Below are 21,919 nucleotides of genomic sequence, written 5' to 3'. Positions count from 1 at the left end.
GTGGTGGACATGCGCATACTGGTCATGGACTATGAGTACCCGCCGCTGGGCGGCGGCGGCGCCCCGATCTGCCGCAGCATCGCGCAGGAGCTGGCGCGGCGCGGCCACGACCTCGACGTGGTGACCATGGCCTACCAGGACCTCCCGGCCTTCGAGCTCGATGAGCTGGTGCGGGTCCACCGCGTGCCCTGCCGCCGCTCGCGGATCGAGATCTGCACGACGCGAGAGATGGCCACCTACCTGTGGCCGGCCTGGCGCAAGGGCCGGGAGTTGCTGCGGGCCCAGCCGTATGACCTCGTGCATGCCCACTTCATCTTCCCGACCGGCCCCGTCGCCGTGGCCCTCGCGCGGCGTGGGCGCCTGCCCCTCGTCATCTCGGCCCACGGCTCGGACATCCCCGGCTACAACCCGCACCGCTTCCAGCTTGAGCACAAGCTGATGCGGCGGGCATGGGGCTGGCTGGCGCGCCAGCCCGACCGGATCGTGACCCCCAGCCGACAGTTGGCCAACCTCGTAGCCCGCGCGGCGCCCCGTATGGCCGCGGATGACCGCCTGCAGGTTATCCCCCACGGGCTGCGCCCGATGCCGTACGACCCCGCGGCCAAGGACCCTCGCCGGGTGCTCATGGTCGGGCGCCTGCTGGAGCGCAAGGGTTTCCGCACCATGCTGCGGGCGCTGCGACACCATTCCCTCGACCTTGAACTCCACATTGTGGGCGACGGGCCGGACATGGCGCAACTGCAGGCCATGGCAGCGGACGCACCCACGCCCGTGGTGTTCCACGGCTGGCTGGAGAATACGTCCGCGCAGTACGCCGACCTGTACCGCACCAGCAGCATCTTCGTCTTCCCGAGTCAGATGGAGTCGTTCGGCGTGGTCCTCGGCGAGGCGATGATGGCGGGGCTGGCCTGTGTGACCTCGGATGTCGGGGCTTCACCCGAGGTGGTCGGTGACACCGGGATTCTCATGGACCCCGACGACGATGTGGCGCTGGCGGGGCATCTGGCCCGCCTGCTGGCCGATCCGGGTCTCGTGCGGTCCATGGGGGATGCCGCCCACGAGCGGGCCTTCAGCCTCTACACCTGCGATGCGGCGGCCGACCGGTACGAGGCGCTGTTTGAGGAAGTCATCGCCGAACACAAGGCCCGGAGGAAGCGCTGAAATGTCGTATTCGCCCCACCTGAAGCGTGTACGGAGCTTCCCGGACGAGCGGGCGGCCAGGGCCTACTACCGGCGCAACTACGGGGCGCTGATGAGCGACCTGCCCCAGGGGCGTGTGCTTGACATCGGCTGTGGGTTGGGCGATTTCCTGGTCTATTGCAGGGGGGAGCTGGGCTGCGAGGCCCTCGGCGTGGACCGGGACGCTGAGAACGTGGCCTACTGCCGTGAGCAGGGGCTCGACGCGCGGCAGGAGACGGCCGCGGAGTGCCTGGCGCGGTCCGATCTGTACGCCGCGATTGCCATGAACGATGTCATCGAGCACATCGCCAAGCCCGAGATCATCCCGCTCGTGAGCCTCATCCGCGAGCGGCTGCTCCCGGGTGGCAAGGCTATCTTCAGGACGCCGAACATGGCTAACCCGCTGACCGCCGCGCGGACCTTCCACATGGATCTCACCCACGAGGTCGGCTTCACCGAGGACACGATGGTCTATGTGCTCGAGCAGGCCGGCTTCGCCGAGATCCAGGTGGCCCCCGTGGATATCTACGTGACGGGCAGCGCAGTCGCGAACCTGGGGGGACGGCTGCTGAGCGCCCTGCAGCACGCGCACTGGCGGTTCTGGTACAAGGTGCACGGGGTGCCCCGGGCCCGCGTGCTGACCAAGGGTCTCATCGGCTGCGGCACCCGCTCGGCTTGAGCCCCGGCCTGCCCGGCAAGACAGCGCGCCCCATGGCGCGCTGTCTTCGTTTCTGGGGCTTGACAGCAGGGAGGGGGGCCGATAAGATGTTCAGCATAGCAACAAAGACTTTTGTAATAATGAAATGATACAGTCCCTCCACCGAGCTTTCGACATCCTCGAGTACCTCGCCCGACGCGGCGGCGAGCCGGTGCCGCTGAGTGACATCGCGCGCCACACGGGCCTGAACGCCAGCACGTGCGCGAATCTGCTCAAGACGCTCGTCAGCCGCAGCTATGTGGATCAGGTCGGCGCGCGGAAGGGCTACATGCTGGGCCCGATGGCCCTGCGGCTGGGGCGGGTGCGGGGGTACGGGAGCGACCTCGTGCAGGTCGCCGAGCCGCTGCTGATGGCGCTGGCGGCCCAGGTACATGAGAACCTCGTGCTGTCGGCCCTGCACCAGGATCGGCTCTTCGAGCTGGCCCGGGCCGAAGGCGACAGCCTGCTGCAACTGCGGCGCGATCTGCAGCTCGTGGAGAGCATCTACGCGGCCGCCAACGGGCGGGTGCTGCTGGCCTATCTGCCGACAGAGGCACTGGCGGGGTTCGTGGCCCGCAACGGCCTGCCTGGCACAGCGTGGCCCGAGGTGGGGGACATGGCGGCCCTGGAGCAGGCCCTGGCCGCGGTCCGGCAAGCCGGGCAGTATGAAGACGTGCGGGCGGACGGTCTGGCGCGGGCCTCCTTCCCGGTGCGGCAGGACGGCGAGGTCGTCGCGGCGCTGGGGCTGTTCGCCCCGGCGGTGCGCTTTGCCGGCGAGCAGCGGGCAGCGGCGTTGGCGGCGGTGCAGGCGACCGCCGAGGAGATCTCCAGGCAGATCACGGTCGGCCGATAGAGCGGAACTGGCCCTCTGCCGGCGCAGCCATCGCATCAGACACGCCACACACAGGCGGCGAGGCCGCCTCAATACTGGTCGGAGGAGTCGTGGATATGCTGACGGCGCAGCAAGTCAAGGAGTATGCCCGCAAGGCCGGGGCCGATCTGGTCGGCATCGCCCCGCCCGAGCGCTTCGCCAACGTCCCGGCGGAGCGGAACCCCCTGTCCATCTTCCCGGACGCCAAGAGCATCATTGTGGTCGGGCGGCGCATCACCCGCGGCACCTTGCGGGCCACCGAGGAAGGCACCAACCTCGGCGCCTACGAGATGTTCGGGTACAGTTGGTTGGATGGCGAGTTCGTCGCCATGATGACCTTCGAGGTCGTCAGCTTCATCGAGGACAACGGCTGGGAAGCCACGCCGCTGTTCCCCTTCCCGCCCGAGGCGCATCCGCAGGGCATCGTCGTCCGCGAGGGCTCTCCGGCGCCGAACGTCTATCCCGACTTCGACTATGCCGCCGTGGCCGCCGGGCTGGGCGAGATCAGCTACCACGGCGTCTTCCTGTCCCCGCAGTTCGGGCCGCGCCAGCGCTTCCAGCTCATTCTCAGCGACGCCCCGCTGGAAGCCGACCCGCTGCTGACAGAGTCGATCTGCGGCCAGTGCGGCGCCTGTGTGGAGATCTGTCCGCTCGGGGCACTGGAGGCCTCCGGTGAGGAGACCCTCGACATCGCGGGAAAGCAGATGACCGTCTGCGGGGTGGACTACGGCAAGTGCAAGGCCTGCCGCAACGGCGCCAGCGGCAACCGCTACCACCCGGCAGGCAAGCCGGACCGCCTCGCCGCCCTGTGCACCCGCACCTGCCTCGACCAACTGGAGCGCAATGGCAAGCTGAGCAACACCTTCAGCAGCGAGTTCCGCTGGCGCGAGCCGTGGGCCCTGGACACGATGGGGCAGAGCGTCAAGCCGGCGCCGCTGTCACAGGGCAAGGGCTGTGCCGACCCGGAGGGCTTCCGCGCGCGCGAGGAGGAGAAGGCCCGATGAAGCTCACCTCGCAGATGATCAAGGACTACGGGATCAGCCGCGGGCTGGACATGGTCGGCATGGCGCCCATCTCGCGCTTCGCGGGCGCGCCCGACCAGATGAACCCCGCGCTGATCTACCCGAAGGCCAAGACGGTGATCGTGACTCTGCGCCGGATCCCCCGGGGCACCTACCGGGGCATCGAGGAGGGCACGCACTGGAGCAACTACACCTTCTTCGCCTACAACCGGCTCAACAACCTGTTCCGCCCCAAGGGCACTTACGAGACGGCGTGCTTCATCGAGGACCATGGCTTTGAGGCCATCCCCATCTACCCGGGCGTGCCCGAAGCCATGCCGCGCCAGGGCCCGCTGCGCGAGGGGCAGCCGGGGCCGGACATCTACCCGCAGATCCGCATCGCCGGCGTGGCCGCCGGCCTGGGTGAGATCGGCTGGTCGAAGGTCTTCCTGACCAAGAAGTTCGGGCCGCGCCAGCGCCTCGGCATGATCATCACCGACGCGGAGCTGGAGCCCGACCCGGTGCTGAAGCCGTCGCTGTGCAACCGCTGCATGGCCTGCGTGCGCGACTGCCCGGGCCACTGCATTCCGCACGTGAAGGACAACCAGGTGGTCCGCATCCAGATCGAGGATCAGGTCATCGAGTGGGGCGATGTGCACATGGGCAAGTGCACACTGACCCATCACGGGCTGAACGTGGAGGCCTCGCCGTTCCTGGCCAGGGACTGCCCCGGCCTGCGGCTCAACGTGGCCAAGCAACACTGCAGCGAGGAGGAGGCCTACAAGCTGGCCTACACCATCGCCGGGGCCACGTGGCGCAAGACGCCCGAGTTCCCCACCGGGCACGTGGTGGACTACTACAAGACGATGCTCTCCACGACGGGCTACTACGCGGTCTGCGGTGCGAAGGGCTGCATCCGCGCCTGCATGATCGCCCTGGAGAAGCGGGGGATCATCGAGAGTCAGTTCGAGAACGAGTTCCGGCGCAAGGAGCCATGGGTCATCCCACCGCCGGAGGGTTAGCCAGTACCGTTGGTCCGCCTATCGCCGCCGGGGAGGGCATTGGCTCCCCGGCGGCGAATCTGTTTTAGGGTGGGTAACGCGGAGTAGTGGGTGAGTACATGAGGGTCAGCCTGGGACGACGGCTGGGGCGGGCAGCAGCTTCGGCCGGCTTGAGCATGGGAAGTCTACTGGGGCGTCTGCTGCCGCTGCGGGCGCTCTGGGGCGTGTCTGACGCACTGGCCGCGCTGGTCATTCTGCTGGCCCGGCGCCGCGGGCGCATGGCCGATGCGAACATCGCCGCAGCCTTCCCGGAGATGTCGCCAACGGAGCGGCGCGGAGTCTACGTCCGCTCGGTCCGCAACGCGGCCCGCACTGTGGGTGAGATGCTGAAGCTGCCGTACCTGCGGCCCGAAGACCTGCGTCGGCTCGTGCCGGTGCCGCCGCTGGACCCGGTGCGGGAGGCCCTGGCGGCGGGATCAGGGGTGCTGATGATCACGGCCCACCTCGGGCAGTGGGAGTGGTCCGCGATCCGGGTGGCGGATGGGCTGGGTCAGCCCATGTCGGTCGTGGCGCGCCCCCACAAACACCCGGGAGCCGACCAGACCATCCGCGAGGCCCGGCTGAGCCATGGCCTGCGCGTCCTGGACCGGGACGAGACGCTGGAGATGGTGCGCGTGCTCAAGTCGGGGGGGCTTCTGGGCATTCTTCCCGACCAGCATGCCCTGGAGGGCGGGGTCCAGGTGGACTTCATGGGCCGGCCGGCCTGGTCGGTCACCGGTCCGGCCTGGCTGGCTCGCGCCACGCGGGCGCGGGTCTTCGCGGGCTTCTGCATCCGCCACTGGGACGGCACTTTCGAGGGGGTGCTGCTGCCGGAGCTCGAGATGGTGGCGACGCAGGACCGGGACGCGGACCTGATCGAGAACACCCGGCGGGTCAACGCGGCCATCGAGCAGGCCATTCGCATGGCCCCGGACAACTGGCTGTGGCTGCACGACCGCTGGAAGACCGAGGAGCAGCGGGCGCGGCAACGGGAGCGGGCCGCGGCGGCCCTGTGACCGAGCGAATTGACATCCGGCCCGACCTCACCTATAATCGCAGCAGGTCCGGCCCGTGGGTATACGGGCCGTTTTGCTGAGGGCCGCGGGCAGGACCAGACCTGTCTTGGCGGCGTTCGAGCGGGCGCAACGCGCGCCCTACCCCTGTCGGTCCTGTTCGATCCCGGAGCGTGTCCCGTCTATGGCGCAAGTGAGACTTGTCAACCTGAGCAAACGATTCCCCGGCGTGATTGCGGTCAACAATGTCAACCTGGAGATCCGCGACCAGGAGTTCCTGGTGCTGGTCGGCCCGTCCGGGTGCGGCAAGACCACCTGTCTGCGCATGATCGCCGGCCTGGAGGAATCCTCCGACGGGGAGATCTGGATCGGCGACCGGCTGGTCAACGACGTGTCGCCCAAAGACCGCGACATCGCCATGGTCTTCCAGAACTACGCCCTGTACCCCCACATGAGTGTGTACGAGAACATGGCCTTCGGGCTGAAGCTGCGCAAGGTGGCGCGCGAGGACATCGCCCGCCGCGTGGCCGAAGCGGCCGAGATGCTCGGCATCCAGGGCCTCCTCAAGCGCCGCCCCAAGGAGCTGTCCGGCGGCCAGCGGCAGCGCGTCGCCGTCGGCCGAGCCATCGTCCGCGAGCCCGCTGTGTTCCTCATGGACGAGCCGCTGTCGAACCTGGACGCCAAGCTGCGCATCCAGACCCGCGCCGAGCTGATCAAGCTGCACCGGCGCCTGGGCATCACCACCGTCTACGTCACCCACGACCAGGTCGAGGCCATGACCATGGGCGACCGCATTGTGGTCATGCGCGACGGCCTCGTCCAGCAGGTGGACACCCCCCTGCAGATCTATCGCTACCCCGCCAACCGCTTCGTGGCCGGCTTCATCGGCAGCCCGCCCATGAACTTCGTGACTGCCTCCGTGGAGGGCAACGGTTCGTCCATCTACGTGAAGGCCAACGGCTTCCGCGTCAAGGTGGACGAGGAGCGCGCCCCGAAGCTGCAGGATTATGTCGGCAAGCAGGTCGTTTTCGGCATCCGCCCCAGCGACATCTGCGACAAGGCCCTTCCGGGCGCTGTGCCTCCCACCGCCGACAACACCGTCACGGTGGAAGTCGAGGTCATCGAGCCGATGGGCGCCGAGTGTGTCCTGTACGTCAACTGCGGCGGGGATGACATGGTGGTCAACCTCGACAGCGCGACCGACGCCAAGGAACGCCAGCCGCTGGAGGTCGTGTTCGACATGGCCAAGTGCCATGTCTTCGACCAGGAGACCGAAGTCACGATCATCTAGTCTCGCACGGACGGGAACCGGAAGCCTCCATTGTCCGTCGGGCAGTGGAGGCTTTGACGTATCCGGACGCGCGGGTTCCGAGCGGCCGCGCCAGACCGTGGGCCCACGGGCCCGACGGGGTGCCCCATGGCAACCAACCCCAACGCCGAGATGACCTTCTGGGAGCATCTGGAGGAGTTCCGCTTCGCGCTGCTGCGGTCGCTGCTGTACATTGCGCTGGCGACGGGGGGCGCCTGGCTGTTCCGCAACTCGGTCTTCTGGGCGCTCGAGTGGCCGGCCTGGCAGGGCGCCCGATGGGCCGGCTTGAGCGACTTCAACTTCCGCATCTTCGAGCCGGTCGGCGGCCTGCTGATCATGATGTACGCCTCGCTGATCGTCGGCGTCGTCGTGACCGCACCGCTGTGGCTGTGGGAACTGCTCCGGTTCGTGAACCCGGCGCTGACGCCCCGTGAGCGCAAGCTCACCTACTGGTTCATCCCCGGCTTCATCGGGCTGTTTGTGGTGGGCGTGCTCTTCTGCTACTTCCTCGCCCCGGTGTTCTGCTGGTTCCTGCTGCGGTTCAACCTCGTCAGCTTCCAGGTGGCGCCGGAGTGGACGCTGGGCTCGTACCTGCGCTTCCTGCTGCAATGCCTGGTGGCCACCGGCATCCTGTTCGAGTTGCCGATGGTCGTGATGTTCCTGGTCTGGATCGGGCTGACCACCTCGGAGGGGTTGCGCCGCCAGTGGCGCAACGCCGCCGTCATCATCCTGATCGTCGTGGCTATCGTGACCCCGACGACCGACCCCGTCACGATGGCGGCCATGGGGCTGCCGCTGATCGGGCTGTACTTCCTGAGCATCACACTGGCCAGGTGGGTCGAGCGGGCGAAGCGGGAAGCCGCAGCCGCAGACGAGGCGGCGTACACGGCGACGGACGACGACCCGTACGGCCTCGGCGGCGGGGGACAGGGACTGCCCCCGGCGGCCGAAGCCGAGCCGCTCGACGCGCCGCCAGACGCGCCCGAGCCACAGGATGAGCCATGAACGTCGAGCGCCTGCTGGCTGACATCCAGGGCCGCGAGAGCTACGGGGGGCAGGTCATCCATGTGCGCGAGCGGCCCGCTCGCGCCGCCACCTTCAGCGACGCCGAACTGCCCCTGCACCCGGAGGTCGCGTCGCTGCTGGCCGCCCAGGGCATCGAACACCTGTACAGCCACCAGGCTGAGGCCATCTCGGCGGTGCTGGGCGGCGGGCACGTCTGCACGGTCTCAGGCACGGCGAGCGGCAAGACCCTGACCTACCTGCTGCCGATCGTGGACGCGCTGTACCGCAACTCCGGCAGCCGGGCGCTGCTGATCTACCCCACCAAGGCTTTGGCGCAGGACCAACTGCGCAAGCTCGGCGACTACGGCGCCGGGGAGCGCTTCGTGGCCGACACTTACGACGGCGACACGCCGCGCGACCGCCGCCGGCTGATCAAGCGCAACGCCCAGGTCGTGCTGACCAACCCCGACATGCTGCATGTCGGCATCTTGCCCTACCACCACACGTGGTCGGACTTCTTCCGCAACCTGCAGTACGTCGTGCTCGACGAGGTCCACACATACCGGGGCATCTTCGGCTCGCACACGGCCAACGTCATCCGGCGGCTGCGGCGCCTCTGCGCCCACTACGGGTCCGATCCACGCTTCATCTGCTGCTCGGCGACCATCGCCAACCCCGAGGAGCTGACAGCGAAGCTGACCGGGCTGCCCCTGCGCGTGATCGCCGATGACGGTGCGCCCCGGAGCCGCAAGCTCATCGTCTTCTGGAACCCGCCGGTCGTGGAGCAGGTGACGGGCCGCCGCCGCAGCGGGAACCTGGAGGCCGCCGACCTGATGGCTCTGCTGGTGCGGCGCGAGGTGCGCAACATCACCTTCACCCTCGCCCGGAGCCAGGCGGAGCTGATCCTGCGCTATGCCCGCGAGCAACTCCGCGAAGGCGGGCTGGATGCCCGCGTGATGGCCTATCGGGGCGGGTACTTGCCGCTGGAGCGCCGGGAGATCGAGCGGCGCCTGTTCGCGGGGGAGTTGCTGGGCGTGACGGCTACGACGGCCCTGGAGTTGGGCGTGGACATCGGCGGCCTGGAGGCGGTCGTGATGGCCGGCTATCCGGGCACAATCGCCGGGGCGTGGCAGCAGATGGGGCGCGCCGGGCGCGGGCACGAGGACGCCCTGGCGGTGCTCATCGGCCTGAGCGGGCCCATGCACCAGTATGTCGTCAACAACCCGGACTACCTCGCCGGGGCCAGCACCGAGCGCGCGATCATTGACCCCCAAAACACCTTCATCCTCGCCGGCCACCTGATGTGCGCGGCCTATGAGCTGCCCCTCGGGGATGGCGAGACAGCACTCTTCGGGCGCAAGATGCCGGCCATCCTGGAGGTCCTGCGCGACGGCGGGTATGTCATCGAGCGCTCGCGCTGGTACTGGGTGGACCCGGAGCTGTACCCCGCGCGCGACATTAGCATCCGCAGCGCCTCGGGCGCGGGCTATGACATCGTCCACGCCGACAGCGGCGCCCTGTTGGGCACCATGGACGGCCAGTCGGCCTTCCGCATGGTCCACCAGGGGGCGATCTACCTGCATGGCGGGCAGACCTACCTGGTCGAGAAGCTGGACCTGGAGGAGCGGGTGGCCCGGGTGCGGCCGGCCGACGCCGAGTACTACACCCAGCCCCTGGTGATGTCCGAAGTGCGGCGCGTCACCGAGGGCGCGGAGACGGCCCAGGCGGGGGCCCTGCACCTGGAACTGGGGCCGGTCACGGTGCGCTCGCAGGTCGTGGGGTACCAGAGGATCCGGCAGGTGACCGAGCAGCAGATGGGCAGCGAGGCCCTGGAGCTGCCGGCCGAGGACTTCGAGACAATGGGTCTGTGGCTGCTGCCGTCGCCGGAGGCGATGCGCCTGCCCGAGGACGAGGTCTACGACCAGGCCGGGGCGCTGCACGCGCTGGAGCATGTGATGATCATGCTGCTGCCGCTATTCGCCTCGTGCGATCCGCACGATGTGGGGGGCATCTCCACCCCGCTGCATCCGGACATCTCGGGCCCCGCGATCTGCGTCTACGACGGCTACCCCGGCGGCGTGGGGATCGCCGAGGCGGCCTTCCGGGTCGTGCCGGAGCTGCTGCAGGCCGCCGAGCAGACGATCGCGAACTGCCCGTGCGAGCAGGGCTGTCCCGCGTGTGTGCAGCAGGCCAGCTGTGGTAGCATGAACCGCCCCCTGGACAAAGCCGGCGCGCTGAAGCTGGTCCGGTGGTGGCTGACCGAAAGGAAGAGTGATGAATGATGAATGCGGAGTGATGGATGGGGCAGGCAGAGAGCGGCTTCCCCGGCCCTGGCGGCCCATCGTCCTGCAGGCGTCATTCGGTATGGCCCATGAGTGTTGATCTTCACGTTCATTCCACGGCTTCGGACGGGGCATACAGCCCCGAGCAGATCATTGACCTGGCGGTCGGCAAGGGGCTGACCGCGGTCTCCATCTGCGATCACGACTCGATGGCGGCCAACGCCGCGGCGTTGGCGGCGGCGGAGGGGCGCATCGCCTACCTGCCCGCCGTTGAGGTGAGCAGCGTGCGCCGGGGACAGGAGCTGCACATCCTGGGCTACTTCGCGCGGTCGGACTATGAGCCGCTGCTGGATGAGCTGCGGCATGTCCGCGTGGAGCGTGCCGCGCGCATCGAGCGCACAGTGGCGCGCCTGAACGAGCTGGGGGTGGCGTTGGAGGTGGCGGATGTCGAGGCCGCCGCCGGAGCCGAGGAGGGGCATGACATTGCCCTGGGGCGGCCGCATGTGGCGCTGGCGCTGGTACGGCGCGGTGTGGTCGAGACGACCAATGAGGCCTTCGAGGTGTACCTGCGGCGGGGGCGTCCGGCGTACATGGAGCGCTACCGACTGAAGCCCGAACGCGCCTCGGCACTGATCCGCGAGGCCGGGGGGCTGCCGGTGCTGGCCCACCCGGGGCTCGTGAGGGACGACGCTCTGATTCCGCAACTGGTGCTGCAGGGCATCGCCGGCCTGGAAGCCTACCACACGGCGCACAGCCCGGCCGACACAAGGCGGTACCTCGAGATGGCGGAGCGGTTGGGGCTGTACGTCACGGGCGGGACAGACTGCCACGGGCCGTCCGGGAGCTATCCGGTGGACATCGGGGGGATTGAGGTGCCGGACTCGTGTGCGGAGAAGCTGTTGGGGTGGGCGCAGGCGCGGGGGAGGAGCGGCGCTCCGCCTCTCCAGTAGGGCAGGCGACCTCGCCTGCCCGTCGGCGCGCGGGCGAGGCCGCCCGCGCTACTGGTACTGTAGAGTAGCCGGCACTGGCGAAGCGCGTGCGGGCCCCCCTCAGTCGCGGCCGAAGAGCCGCTGCCACCAGCCCTTCTTCTGCGGCTTCGGGGGTGTCGTCTCCTCCACCACGACCTGCTTGCCGACCCGCCGGAAACGGTACGTGCGCGTGTCCCGGCCGCGCTGCACCTCCACGGCGGCCACGCCGGGCTCCTCCTGCGCGATTCGCGTCCTCGTCTCCTGGCCCTGCGCTGACTTCCTCTCCCCGGGATGCTGCCAGCGCTCGGGGTGCGCCAGGTAGATGGCGGTCCCGGCCGCGAGGGCGAACAGCGCCAGCGCCACGACCCACGCCACCACCCGGCGGCGGGCGTGCGTCAACAGCGGACGGGAGGGCGCCTGCACCAGCGCGTCCATCCGCTGGGGACGGAAGAAGGGTGAAGGCTTAGGCGGGCGCATAGGCTACTTGCGGTTCATGGGCTCCGCAACGGCGTGGGAGCGCTGCACATCGGTCAGACGCACCTGCAGCGGCAGGGCGGCGTCAGCCGGAATCCCGGGAACCTCGATCAGGTACCCATCTCGCAGAGCCACCAGGCCCTCCTCAGGCCGGGCGACCACGTCGTCGCTCTCCAAGGCGATCTTCTGGCCCTTGCGCAACGTCAGGTGGACCTTCTTGAGATTGCGGTCGGTGTCGGGCGTGACCTCGAACGTCTCCGGGTGCATGTCCGGCACCCCGCGGAAGTACACGTTGTGGCCCAGGCGCTGCTCGGTCTGCGTCGCGATGGTGCCCTGCGAGCCCACGTGCAGCAGCACCACGTCCGGGTTGGCCTTCACCAACAGAGCCTGTCCGGGGTGCTGCAGCGCGGCCTGGCGCAGGGCCTCAGCCAGGCGCGTCGCTACGGTCTCCGGGCTGTGGATGCGCCCGGTGCCCTCGCAGCACGGGCACGGGATCAGCATCTGCCGGTTGAGGCTCTGGCCGGTGCGCTTGCGCGTCATCTCGACCAGCCCCAGCCGCGTGATGTGCATGATGCGCGTGCGCATGCGGTCTTCTTCGAGCGCGGCCTTCAGCGCCGCCGTGACCTGCCGCCGGTGGCGCGGGTTGTCCATGTCAATGAAGTCAATGACGATGATGCCGCCGATGTCGCGCAGGCGCAGTTGGCGGGCGATGGCCGTCGCCGCTTCCAGGTTCGTGCGCAGCACCGTGTCCTCCAGCCGCTTGGGGGAGGTGAACTTGCCCGTATTCACGTCGATGGCCGTGAGGGCCTCGGTGGGGTCTATGGCGATGTAGCCGCCCTTGGGCAGCCAGACCTTACGGTGCAGCGCCCGCTCGATCTCCTGTTCAACCTTGTAGTGCGCGAAGATGGGCTCTTCTTCACGGTAGAGCTTCACGCGCGGGCGCAGCTCGGGCGCCAGTGTATTCAGGAGGTTGAGCACCTTGTCGTAGGTGATCTTGTCGTCCACGACAAAGTTGCGGACGTTGGGGTCAAAGACATCGCGCAGGACCTCGAAGACGAGGCTGAGGTCCTCGTAGATGAGGGCCGGGGCCTTCTCTTGCCGGGCCCGCGCCTGGATCGAGCGCCACAGTCTCATCAGGAACTTGACGTCGGCCTCGAAGTCCTTGCGGTCGGCGCCCTCGGCGCGGGTACGGACGATCATGCCGAAGCCCTCGGGCTTGGTCTTGACCGCCAGCTCGCGCAGCCGGGCGCGTTCCTGGTCGTCCTCGATCTTCTTGGAGACGCCGACCTTGCCTCGCCCGTCGGCCATGAGCACGAGGTTGCGGCTGGGGAGAGCCAGGCGCCGCGTGGCGCGCGCGCCCTTGGCGTCCACCGGGCCCTTGGTGACTTGCACCAGGAACTGGTCGCCGTTCTTGACGACTTCCTTGATGGGGGGGAAGGACTCCATCTTGCGGCGCATCTGCGCACGCGAGGGCTCCGTCTCCATGGCGTCGGAGACATGGAGGAACGCATTCTTGTCCATGCCGCAGTCGACAAACGCGGCATCCAGGCCCGGTACGACGTTCTCCACCCGGGCGAGGTAGATATTCCCAACGACGCGGTCTTCGCTTTCCAGCAGCAGTTCGGCCAGCTCGCCGTCCTGCATGATCGCCACCCGCGTGCGCGGCGTGGCGACGTTGACAATGATGTCAGTCTCCATTGGTTCTGAGCCTCGATGCGGCGGCAGCGCGACGGCTCCCGCCGGTGGTGTGATATGGACCGCACCGGCGCTCTGCCGCTCGAGCCCCCGCGCGTCACTTCGCGCGGGCCGCTCGTCGGCGGCCGGGACGACTGCGGCCGTGCCGGAAGGTCGCTTCCGGCGAAGTCTCTCGCTAGCTATATACTACGCCTTCAGAGAGCCGGTGTGAAGGGCAACTGTCGCTCGGAGTACAGCGCCACGCGGGTCAGCGCGGTCTCCAGCGGGTGGTCCAGGTGGCGCGAGAGCAGCTCCAGGACCTCCTCGGGCTTCGCCAGGTTGTCCTGTCCGAGCCCGATGCGCATCAGCAGCGTCCCCTCCAGCGCCTTCAGACCATGGACCCTGCGCTTGAGGTCCAGGTCCACTTCCTTGCTCTTGGTGGTGCGGTGGATGAGCCACTCCGGCTCGGCCTGCAACGCGCGCACAGCCTGCGCCAGACCCTGGGCGTCCACGCCGGTGAAGTCGGCGCGGTAGTCCGCGGCCGCCAGGTCGGCGAAGATCGAGCGCTTGGACTTCTGCAGCATCTGCACTCCGACGATGCCCAGTTCGGGGGGCAGTTGCCGCGACAGGCTCTTGTAGACCGCGCGCGGGTCCCACTCCACGGCCAACTCCAGGCCCGCCAGCTCGTTCTCCCCCGCGATGCCCACCGGCAGCGGCATGGCGAAGCTGAGCAGCGTATGGGGCGAGAAGCCTTGCGAGTAGGCCACCGGCAGCTTGGCGCGGCGGATGGCCCGGTCGAAGGCGCGCACGACGTCCAGGTGCCCCAGGAAGCGCAGCCAACCGGTCTTGCGGAACGTGATCAGCGCGAAGGTGCGTTCCCGGAGCATCATGGGCGGGCCTCCGCCTCAGTCGCGCTGCGGGAGGCGCACTGGTCGGACAGGCCGCGCAGGCCGCAGCCGCTGCAGGCGCCGAAGCGGCAATCGGTGGTGAGCGCCAGGCTCTCGGCCAGACGGGCCTCGCGGGCCAGGAAGTCCTTTGACACGCCGCAACTGATGTGATCCCACGGCAGCGGGGCGTCCACGGCCCACTCCCGCTGGGCCTCGGACAGCAGATCGCGCCCCCGCTCCCCAGCGACCCGCAGCCACAGGCCGAGATCGAAGCGGTCGCTCCAGGACTCGAACACGGCGCCCTCGCGGTAGGCGGCCTCGATCAGATCGGCCCAGTCGCGTCCACCTCGCGCCAGCAGACCCTCCAGCACGGCCTGGGGCGCGCTGTGGAAGGACAGCTTGACCTGCTTGTGCCGGGCCAGCAGCTCCCGTAGCAGCGTTTGCTTGGCCTCCAGTTCGTCGATCGTGTTCTGCCGCGCCCACTGGAAGGGCGTATGGGGCTTGGGGATGAAGCCGGCGATGCTCACGTTGAGCGCCAGGCGGCCCTTGTCCGGGCCGAGCACCTCGCGGCCGAGCTGCAGCACGGAGACCACCAGGTCCGCAATCGCGTGCACGTCATCTTCGGTCTCGCCCGGCAGCCCGATCATGAAGTACAGCTTCAGGCGGTGCCAGCCATTCTGGAAGGCCGCCCCCGCCGCCTGCCTCAGGTCGTCCTCCGTGACGCCCTTGTTGATGGCATCCCGCAGGCGCTGCGATCCCGCCTCGGGCGCGAACGTCAGCCCCGTCTTCTTGACCCGCTGCACGCGCTCGGCCAACTCCACGCTGAAGCTGTCAATGCGCAGCGACGGCAGGCCAATGGCCACTCGGCGATCGGACAACTGCTCGTGCAGGCGATCCACCAGGGGCAGGATATGCGTGTAGTCCGGGCAGTTGAGCGAGACCAGGGAGACCTCGTCATAGCCCGTGCTGTCAATGACCTCCGTGGCCTGGGCGACGAGTGTCTCGACGCTGCGCTCGCGGACGGGGCGATAGACCATCCCGGCCTGGCAGTACCGGCAGCCGCGCGTGCAGCCCCGGTTGATCTCGATCTGTCCCCGGTCGTGCACGATCTCGGGGTAGGGGACAGGTGGGCGGGTGGCCGCCGGCGTGTGCTCGAACTCCTGCACCAGGCGCTTGCGGACGGTGCGCTCCGTGCCGAATCGCGGCACGTACACACCCTCGATCTGCGCCAGCCTGGCCAGCAGCGCGGCTCGCTGGTCGGCGTCCGGCGCTTCCCCCCATGTCTCCTGCTCGGCCAGGTAGGCGTCAAGCAGCTCCAGCGTGACTTCCTCGCCCTCGCCGATGACGAACAGGTCGAAGAAGTCGGCCACGGGCTCGGGGTTGTAGGCGCACGGCCCGCCCGCGATGACCAGGGGCTCCTCAGGGCGGCGCTCGGCGGCGCGGAGCGTGATCTGTGCCAGGTCGAGCAGCGACAGCACCGCGGTGTAGTTCAGCTCATGCTGCAGCGTCAGGCCCACGAAGTCGAACTGCGCCAGCGGCGTGTGGGACTCCAGGCTCGTCAGCGTCAGACCCTCGCGGCGCATCAACTCGCTGGCATCGAACCACGGGTGGTAGGCGCGCTCGCACCAGACCTCCGGGTGGCTGTTGATGACGCTGTAGAGGATCAGGGAGCCCAGGTGCGACATCCCGATCTCGTACGTATCGGGGTAGCACAGGGCGAAACGCGCGCGCACGGACGCAGCGTCCTTGACGATGCTGTTGTGCTCAAGTCCGAGATACCGCGCCGGGGTTTGTACCTGCTCGAGGAAACGCTGTTGCAGCAGCCCCACGTGGGAATCAGTGCCGGGATCGCAGCCCAAAGACACACACCTCTACACAAGACCGCAGGGAAAGCGGCCTGCGGATAGGATATTGGAACGGGGGAGATGAGTCAAGCGAACCGGGTCCGCCGCGCGCGGTTAGCCACTGGCCCGGCCAACCCTAGCTCAGTCTTCGTCTGCCCCACGACCTCGTAGCGCGTCCCCGCCCTCGATCAGCCACGCCTCCAGGTCGGCGCGGCGGAAGCGCCACTCGCGGCCCAGCTTGGCCGCGGGTAGCTCGCCCCGCCGGGCCTTGCGCAGCAGCGTGTCACGGCTCGTCTGCAGGAACTCCGCGGCCTGGTCGGCTGTCATCACGTCGTGCGCCATATAGACCACTATCCGTCCTGTCATGCAGTCTTGTGCCCTGATTATAGCACATTCTGCACCACCATGCATCCTTGTGCCCCGGAAAAGCAGCAACCCCGGCAGAGCCTGCCGGGGTCGCTGAGGCGCTTGCCGTAGGGCTACTGCGCGCCGCCCGGCGGCGGCGCAGGTGTCGCCGGCACCGTGGGCGCCGGCGCGGGAGCCGGGGCTGCGGTGGCGGCGGGCGTGGTGTCCTTGAGGTCGTTCAGGGACTTGGGCAGGTCCACGACCGGCATCTCGCCGATGGCATACACCTGGTTGCTCAGCGAGGTCCGGCAGTAGTAGACGCCATCCACCTTCTGGTAGCCGATGTAGATCCTGATGGGCTCACTGCGACCCGCAACGGTCACTGTGTAGATGATGTCCGAGACGGCCAGACCGTAGGGCTTGAGGTCCTGCTGTTCGCCGAGGAACTCCTTGGCTTCCAGTTCGGTGAGGTCCCACAGCAGGTCGTCCACCTTGGTCTTGTTGGCCTTGCCCGGGCTCGGCGCGGAGATGCGCCAGGTATCCGGACCGCTGCGCTCGACGGTGAAGGAGACGCCTTGCTTGCGCTCCACCTTGATCTCGCGCACCTGCTCCTTCTTGAAGTCCAGCAGACGCTTGTCGCGCAGGTCCATGTCGGTCTTCTGCAGGTCGCTCATGTTGCTGTCGGCGACGAACAGGACTTCCGGCCGGCCCTCCACCTGGGCGTAGACGACGCCCTTGGGGCCCGGCACGGAACCCGGGGCGCTCTCGGCGCCCGGCGGGGCGATCTCCTGCCCCTTGGCGCCGAAGGTCACGACGAACTGCTTGCCGTCGCGGGTGGTGAGCGTCGCCTTGAGCATGGGCTTGGCGAAGCCGTAGTCCTTGCCCGCAGCCGGCGTGTCGGGGGCGAAGCCGTCGGCCTTCAGGTCCGCCAGCTTCTCGGCGACCGTCTTGGCGGCCCACTCGTCGGCCTTGGCCTGGTACGGCTGGGTCAGGGACCACTGGGGCTCCTCGGCCGTGCCGCCCTTCTCGACTGCCAGCACCCGGTCAGGGTACTGGAGGGTCAGCGACTTGATGTCTTCCTTCTTCACGTGCACCAGGGACTTGTCGCGCAGCGCGTCCACGGCCTGCGTCAGGTCACTGTAGATGCTGGTGGGGATGAAGTACAGCTTGTTGCGTCCCTCGATGCGGCCGAAGTACTCCGAGCTGTCCAGCGTCTGGTTGCCCAGGTACAACGTGGCCGTCCGGTTGCCATCATAGGTGATGGTCGCGGTCAGCTTGGGCTTCTTCAGACCCCACTTGTCGTCGTCCAGGTTGACATCCTTGGCGCGGCTGCCGGTCGGCTTGAGGCGGGCCATGGCGTTGACGGCGCGCTCGGCGGCGTCCTTGTCCGCCCAGCCCTTGACCGGCTCAGCCAGCACCCACTGGTCGCCCTCCTTGCGGAGCATCAGCGACAGCGTGTCGGTCTTGACCTGCAGGGCACTGACCTGCTCGGTCTTGAGCTTGAAGACCTCTTCCTTTTCCGCTACCCGGCCACGGTCCTTGACCAGCACCCAGGCCAGCAGGACGACCAGGACGGCAGCGGCGGCGATGAGGCGTTTGGCATTCTTCATGATCCGCTAGACCCTCCTGCGCCACCAGACGAACACGCCGGCGATGATGATAAGCAACGGAACGATCCCGGCGGTGAGCACCCAGGTGAAGCGGCGCTGGGCGTCCGTGACGCTGTAGGGCTTGTCGTCGGGCTCCTTCGCCGGGATGCTGACGAGCTTCTCGTTCTTGACCAGCCAGTTGACCGACATGGAGGCGAACGCCAGGTTCTGTCGGCTCAGGCCGCCGAGGTTCGGCAGGAATGTGTCGGTGATGAAGTCGGAGTCACCGACGACCAGGAGGCGCGCCTTGCGCTCGGCCGGTGACTGTTCCTGCGGCTCCTGGCCGGGCATCTGCTGGGGCGGAGCCGGGCTCTCGTCCACGGCCACCGCGACGGCGAAGGGACCGCGGCGCCCGCTGATGCCCTTGACGCTGGCCACATCGCTGGTCTTCAGGATGGCCTTGGCCTTGTCATTGGACGGCGGCGGGGGCGCACCGGGCATGGACGGCGGCGGCGCGCTCTCCTGCACGTCGAAGGCAATGGAGGTGGGCAGCACGACGGTCTGCAGCGGGCCGGTGGTGTCATGCTCCTGCGGGTGTGCGGCCAGGATGGTCGGGTTGCCCTCGGCGCTGCTGTACGGGTCCGTGTCGGTCACGACGCCGGCGAGCGGGGTCACGCCATGGGCCTTGAGCAGGTCGGCGAAGTCCGGGGCCGGCGGCGGCTCCAGCAGCAGCCAGAGGTTGCCGCCCTGGTCCAGGTACTGGTTGATGGCGGTCATCTCCTTGGCGGTGGGGGCGTACTTGGCGCCAGCGATGATCAGCAGTTTGCAGTCCGTGGGTACCTGCGGCTTGGCCTGGGTGAACAGGTTCAGGCTGTCCAGTTGGTACTGCTGGTTCTGCAGGATGCTCTTGAGCATGCCCAGGGAGGGCTTGTCCGGTCCGCCGCCCTCCACGCCGATTTCACCGTGACCGGTCAGCAGACAGATGCGGGTCTTCTGGCCGGTGGTGGCGGCGAGGATGGCGCTGGTGATCTGCTCCTCGGTGCCGCCCTGGATCTCTTCCTTGCGCTTGGAGCCCTCTTCCCCCGACTCAATGTACATCGTGCCATCGAACCGGGCCCCATACTCCTGGGCCTTGTCAATGTCGGTCTTGAAGTCATAGACCTTGACGCCGAGCTTGCTGCCGCCGGCGATCTCGTACATGTGCAGCAGCCGGCGCAGCTTGTCGGAGTTGTATTGCTCCTGGGAGATGAAGGCCGTGATGGTGACCTTCTTGTCCAGGCCCTTGACGATCTTGATGGTCTGTTCGGAGAGCGAGTACTGCTTGCTCTTGGTCAGGTCCGCCCGGAAGACCTCGTGGCGCAGACCGATGTAGTTGAGCACCACGAGGATCGCGAGGATGAACACGCTGAACAAGGCGGAGTTCAGCGCGCTCTGGACCCCGCGCGTGCGGACGGCGACCACGAGTTGGTGGATGTTGCTGTAGACCCAGAAGGCGATGCACAGCAACGCCAGGATGCCGACGACCTTGATCGGCATGCGATTGAGCGTCTTGGCGATCATCGCCATGAACAGCGCGGCCAGAAGGAGCACGCTGCCGGCCCATCCGGCCATGCGGCCATAGAAGGCCACTACCGTCATCGCCTCGCTGGGCAGCGCCATCAGGCGCGGGTCACGCTTGGCGGAGTGTTGCTCTTCCCGCGATTCTGCCATTATGTTTCACCTACCCAAATATGCGGTTGCAGTGTGCCGGCGGGGGGTGTCCCCCCGAAGCGCTAGACCGTCCGCCGACTCTCCAGCGAGCGCGTCGCCAGGAACAGGAAGAAGCCGATCAGGGTCACGAAGTACACGATGTTCTTGCTGGAGATGACACCCTTCTCCAGGTCGCCGAAGTTCTCGTACGACGACAGCGACTTGGCCACATCGCCCAGCAGGCCGCTGCCGCCATAGCCGATCCAGCCGATCAGCCAGAAGAACAGCAGCAGGATCAGGCCCATGAGCCACGCGGCGATCTGGTTGGAGGTCAGGGAGCTGGTGAACACCCCGACGGCCAGGAAGGCCATGCCGGCCAGGATGATGCCCACATAGCCGCAGAGGGTCTGGCCCCAGTCGGGCGAGCCGAAGCCCTCGAAGATGAGCGGGAACTCGAGGCTGACCACGATGATGGCCAGGTAGAGCCCGAACGCGCCGAGGAACTTGCCCACCACGACCTCGGCGTCGTGCACCGGGCGGGTCATCAGCAGTTCGTAGGTGCCCGAGTTCGTCTCCTGCGCGAGCAGGCCCATGGTGATGACCGGGCACATGAGCAGGCTCAGGAACACCATGCTGTGGAACATGCCGGTCATGTCGGCCTTGGCGCCGGACTGCGAGGTGCTGAGCACGAAGATCAGACCGCAGACGCCCAGGAAGAACAGCATGGCCGCATAGGCCATGGGGGAAGTGAAGTAGCCCATCATCTCGCGCCGGGCGATGGTCAGGACGTTGCGCATCCTAGCCAACCTCCTCATCTTCGGTGGTGAGTTCGACGAATACTTCCTCCAGGCTCATCTCCAGCGGGCGCAGTTCCAGCAGACCCCAGCCGCCCTCGACGATGGCGCGCGCCACCTCCGGGCGGCAGTCGCAGCCCACGGAAGTCTCCACCTGGTACGCACCCTTGTCGCCCCGGACCGCCCGCACCGCGTGGACGTTCTGGAGGGCGCGCAGCGCCGCGGGAATGGCCCCGTCGTCCTGGGCCACCCGGAACATCATGGTCTCGGCGTCCTTGACCCGGTGGGTCAGGGCCGAGGTGGTGTCGGTGGCGACGATCTTGCCCTGGTTGATGATGATGACCCGCTCGCAGGTCGCCTGGGCCTCGGGGAGGATGTGGGTGGAGAGCATGACTGTGTGGTCGCCGGCCAGGCTCTTGATGAGGCTGCGGACCTCGCGGATCTGGTTGGGGTCCAGCCCGATGGTCGGCTCGTCGAGGATGAGCACCTGGGGATCGTGGAGCATCGCCTGGGCGATGCCGACGCGCTGGCGGTAGCCCCGCGAGAGGGTGCCGATGATCTGGTCGGCCCGCTCCGCCAGACCGCAGCGGGTCATGACATTGTCCATGCGGTCCTTGACCTGCGCGGAGCCCATGCCGGCGAGCTGTCCCATGTAGCGCAGGTACTGCCGCACCCGCATGTCGCGGTAGAGCGCGGTGTGCTCGGGCAGGTAGCCGATCTGGCGGCGCGCGTCCAGCGACTGCTCATGGATGTCGAACCCGGCGATGGTCGCCGTGCCGGCATTGGCCGGCATGAAGCCGGTGAGGATGCGCATGCACGTCGTCTTGCCGGCGCCGTTGGGCCCCAGGAAGGCTACGACCTCACCTGCCTCCACCTGGAACGAAACATCCATGATCGCCGGATGTGGGCCGTAGTACTTGGTCAGGCCCTGTACCTCAATCATATTCTGACCTCCGACAAGCGGGTGTGACCCCATCCTGCACACGGATGGCGGGAGATGGCCGGGAACAATTGGGATCAGGGAGTGGGCGCTCGCCTACGACCAGCGCCCGACACGAGAAACAAAACACACCGCCTCCCCCACCCGGCGGGGGACCCGATGCGTGACACGATGCGACGACCTCGGAAGGCAGCGCCAGTATACTAGCCGTCCAGTTCGCGGTCAATAACACCAGGCGACGCCGGGAAGGTTCCGACAGTGGGGACACCGGGGCACAAAAACTGAGCGCGGCAGGCTTATCCGGGTATCGCCTGCCGC

Annotated in this window: 19 protein-coding genes; 10 read left to right on the top strand and 9 right to left on the bottom strand. The window is 67.9% G+C overall.

The window, feature by feature from the left end:
• The first annotated feature begins 9 nt into the window (after positions 1–9).
• From LLH23_19690 to LLH23_19645, 10 genes are all read left to right on the top strand, one after another.
• Positions 10–1,161 (top strand): glycosyltransferase family 4 protein, encoded by a 1,152-nt coding sequence (locus LLH23_19690; GenBank protein MCE5240690.1) that lies wholly within the window; start codon positions 10–12, stop codon positions 1,159–1,161.
• 1 nt (position 1,162) lies between these two features.
• Positions 1,163–1,858 (top strand): class I SAM-dependent methyltransferase, encoded by a 696-nt coding sequence (locus LLH23_19685; protein MCE5240689.1) that lies wholly within the window; start codon positions 1,163–1,165, stop codon positions 1,856–1,858.
• Between the two features lie 124 nt (positions 1,859–1,982).
• Positions 1,983–2,729: a helix-turn-helix domain-containing protein gene (locus LLH23_19680; GenBank protein ID MCE5240688.1), complete on the top strand. Its 747-nt coding sequence runs from the start codon at positions 1,983–1,985 to the stop codon at positions 2,727–2,729.
• Positions 2,730–2,824: 95 nt separating this feature from the next.
• Positions 2,825–3,751 carry a 4Fe-4S binding protein gene (locus LLH23_19675; GenBank protein MCE5240687.1) on the top strand — a complete coding sequence of 309 codons (927 nt, stop codon included), beginning with the start codon at positions 2,825–2,827 and terminating at the stop codon, positions 3,749–3,751.
• Positions 3,748–4,770, top strand: a complete 1,023-nt coding sequence (locus LLH23_19670; GenBank protein MCE5240686.1) for a hypothetical protein — start codon at positions 3,748–3,750, stop codon at positions 4,768–4,770. Before LLH23_19675 ends, LLH23_19670 begins: the two co-directional genes overlap by 4 nt.
• A gap of 98 nt (positions 4,771–4,868) precedes the next feature.
• The gene (locus LLH23_19665; protein ID MCE5240685.1) at positions 4,869–5,804 is read left to right on the top strand and encodes a lysophospholipid acyltransferase family protein; all 936 of its coding nucleotides are present in this window, start codon (positions 4,869–4,871) and stop codon (positions 5,802–5,804) included.
• A 181-nt stretch (positions 5,805–5,985) separates the two neighbouring features.
• Positions 5,986–7,092 carry a sn-glycerol-3-phosphate ABC transporter ATP-binding protein UgpC gene (gene ugpC / locus LLH23_19660; protein MCE5240684.1) on the top strand — a complete coding sequence of 369 codons (1,107 nt, stop codon included), beginning with the start codon at positions 5,986–5,988 and terminating at the stop codon, positions 7,090–7,092.
• Positions 7,093–7,218: 126 nt separating this feature from the next.
• Entirely contained in the window at positions 7,219–8,115 is an 897-nt protein-coding gene (gene tatC, locus LLH23_19655; GenBank protein MCE5240683.1) for a twin-arginine translocase subunit TatC, read from the top strand.
• Positions 8,112–10,397, top strand: a complete 2,286-nt coding sequence (locus LLH23_19650) for a DEAD/DEAH box helicase (protein ID MCE5240682.1) — start codon at positions 8,112–8,114, stop codon at positions 10,395–10,397. The genes tatC and LLH23_19650 overlap by 4 nt, the downstream gene beginning before the upstream one ends.
• 89 nt (positions 10,398–10,486) lie before the next feature.
• The gene (locus LLH23_19645) at positions 10,487–11,347 is read left to right on the top strand and encodes a PHP domain-containing protein (protein ID MCE5240681.1); all 861 of its coding nucleotides are present in this window, start codon (positions 10,487–10,489) and stop codon (positions 11,345–11,347) included.
• A gap of 99 nt (positions 11,348–11,446) precedes the next feature.
• On the opposite strand, the gene LLH23_19640 is transcribed toward LLH23_19645, so the two are convergent.
• The 9 genes from LLH23_19640 to LLH23_19600 all read right to left on the bottom strand — a co-directional run bounded on the left by LLH23_19640 (position 11,447) and on the right by LLH23_19600 (position 21,604).
• Positions 11,447–11,842 (bottom strand): hypothetical protein, encoded by a 396-nt coding sequence (locus LLH23_19640; GenBank protein MCE5240680.1) that lies wholly within the window; start codon positions 11,840–11,842, stop codon positions 11,447–11,449.
• Positions 11,843–11,845: 3 nt separating this feature from the next.
• Complete coding sequence (locus LLH23_19635) at positions 11,846–13,537, bottom strand: Rne/Rng family ribonuclease (GenBank protein MCE5240679.1); 1,692 nt, start codon at positions 13,535–13,537, stop codon at positions 11,846–11,848.
• 191 nt (positions 13,538–13,728) lie between these two features.
• The gene (locus LLH23_19630) at positions 13,729–14,403 is read right to left on the bottom strand and encodes a TIGR03936 family radical SAM-associated protein (protein ID MCE5240678.1); all 675 of its coding nucleotides are present in this window, start codon (positions 14,401–14,403) and stop codon (positions 13,729–13,731) included.
• The gene (locus tag LLH23_19625; GenBank protein MCE5240677.1) at positions 14,400–16,229 is read right to left on the bottom strand and encodes a TIGR03960 family B12-binding radical SAM protein; all 1,830 of its coding nucleotides are present in this window, start codon (positions 16,227–16,229) and stop codon (positions 14,400–14,402) included. Before LLH23_19625 ends, LLH23_19630 begins: the two co-directional genes overlap by 4 nt.
• A 156-nt stretch (positions 16,230–16,385) precedes the next feature.
• Positions 16,386–16,586, bottom strand: a complete 201-nt coding sequence (locus tag LLH23_19620) for a helix-turn-helix domain-containing protein (protein ID MCE5240676.1) — start codon at positions 16,584–16,586, stop codon at positions 16,386–16,388.
• 137 nt (positions 16,587–16,723) lie between these two features.
• On the bottom strand, positions 16,724–18,199 hold the full coding sequence (locus LLH23_19615; GenBank protein ID MCE5240675.1) for a DUF4340 domain-containing protein: 1,476 nt from the start codon (positions 18,197–18,199) through the stop codon (positions 16,724–16,726).
• 6 nt (positions 18,200–18,205) lie between these two features.
• Positions 18,206–19,888: a GldG family protein gene (locus LLH23_19610; protein ID MCE5240674.1), complete on the bottom strand. Its 1,683-nt coding sequence runs from the start codon at positions 19,886–19,888 to the stop codon at positions 18,206–18,208.
• A gap of 62 nt (positions 19,889–19,950) precedes the next feature.
• Complete coding sequence (locus LLH23_19605) at positions 19,951–20,664, bottom strand: ABC transporter permease (protein ID MCE5240673.1); 714 nt, start codon at positions 20,662–20,664, stop codon at positions 19,951–19,953.
• A gap of 1 nt (position 20,665) precedes the next feature.
• Positions 20,666–21,604: an ATP-binding cassette domain-containing protein gene (locus LLH23_19600; protein MCE5240672.1), complete on the bottom strand. Its 939-nt coding sequence runs from the start codon at positions 21,602–21,604 to the stop codon at positions 20,666–20,668.
• Positions 21,605–21,919 lie beyond the last annotated feature (315 nt).

It is taken from the genome of bacterium (genome assembly GCA_021372615.1).
Classification (GTDB): domain Bacteria; phylum Armatimonadota; class Zipacnadia; order Zipacnadales; family UBA11051; genus JAJFUB01.
The sequence above is the reverse complement of the archived record's forward strand: the minus strand, read 5'-3'. Positions and strand labels throughout refer to the sequence as shown.

Bases quoted from the DNA above. Each gene is read 5' to 3' on its own strand.
- LLH23_19670 (MCE5240686.1), top strand. From the start codon at position 3,748: ATGAAGCTCACCTCGCAGATGATCAAGGACTACGGGATCAGCCGCGGG.
- tatC (MCE5240683.1), top strand. From the start codon at position 7,219: ATGGCAACCAACCCCAACGCCGAGATGACCTTCTGGGAGCATCTGGAG.
- LLH23_19630 (MCE5240678.1), bottom strand. From the start codon at position 14,403: ATGATGCTCCGGGAACGCACCTTCGCGCTGATCACGTTCCGCAAGACC.
- LLH23_19605 (MCE5240673.1), bottom strand. From the start codon at position 20,664: ATGCGCAACGTCCTGACCATCGCCCGGCGCGAGATGATGGGCTACTTC.
- LLH23_19675 (MCE5240687.1), top strand. From the start codon at position 2,825: ATGCTGACGGCGCAGCAAGTCAAGGAGTATGCCCGCAAGGCCGGGGCC.
- ugpC (MCE5240684.1), top strand. From the start codon at position 5,986: ATGGCGCAAGTGAGACTTGTCAACCTGAGCAAACGATTCCCCGGCGTG.
- LLH23_19635 (MCE5240679.1), bottom strand. From the start codon at position 13,537: ATGGAGACTGACATCATTGTCAACGTCGCCACGCCGCGCACGCGGGTG.
- LLH23_19645 (MCE5240681.1), top strand. From the start codon at position 10,487: ATGAGTGTTGATCTTCACGTTCATTCCACGGCTTCGGACGGGGCATAC.
- LLH23_19600 (MCE5240672.1), bottom strand. From the start codon at position 21,604: ATGATTGAGGTACAGGGCCTGACCAAGTACTACGGCCCACATCCGGCG.
- LLH23_19680 (MCE5240688.1), top strand. From the start codon at position 1,983: ATGATACAGTCCCTCCACCGAGCTTTCGACATCCTCGAGTACCTCGCC.
- LLH23_19690 (MCE5240690.1), top strand. From the start codon at position 10: ATGCGCATACTGGTCATGGACTATGAGTACCCGCCGCTGGGCGGCGGC.
- LLH23_19610 (MCE5240674.1), bottom strand. From the start codon at position 19,888: ATGGCAGAATCGCGGGAAGAGCAACACTCCGCCAAGCGTGACCCGCGC.
- LLH23_19615 (MCE5240675.1), bottom strand. From the start codon at position 18,199: ATGAAGAATGCCAAACGCCTCATCGCCGCCGCTGCCGTCCTGGTCGTC.
- LLH23_19650 (MCE5240682.1), top strand. From the start codon at position 8,112: ATGAACGTCGAGCGCCTGCTGGCTGACATCCAGGGCCGCGAGAGCTAC.
- LLH23_19620 (MCE5240676.1), bottom strand. From the start codon at position 16,586: ATGGCGCACGACGTGATGACAGCCGACCAGGCCGCGGAGTTCCTGCAG.
- LLH23_19685 (MCE5240689.1), top strand. From the start codon at position 1,163: ATGTCGTATTCGCCCCACCTGAAGCGTGTACGGAGCTTCCCGGACGAG.
- LLH23_19665 (MCE5240685.1), top strand. From the start codon at position 4,869: ATGAGGGTCAGCCTGGGACGACGGCTGGGGCGGGCAGCAGCTTCGGCC.
- LLH23_19640 (MCE5240680.1), bottom strand. From the start codon at position 11,842: ATGCGCCCGCCTAAGCCTTCACCCTTCTTCCGTCCCCAGCGGATGGAC.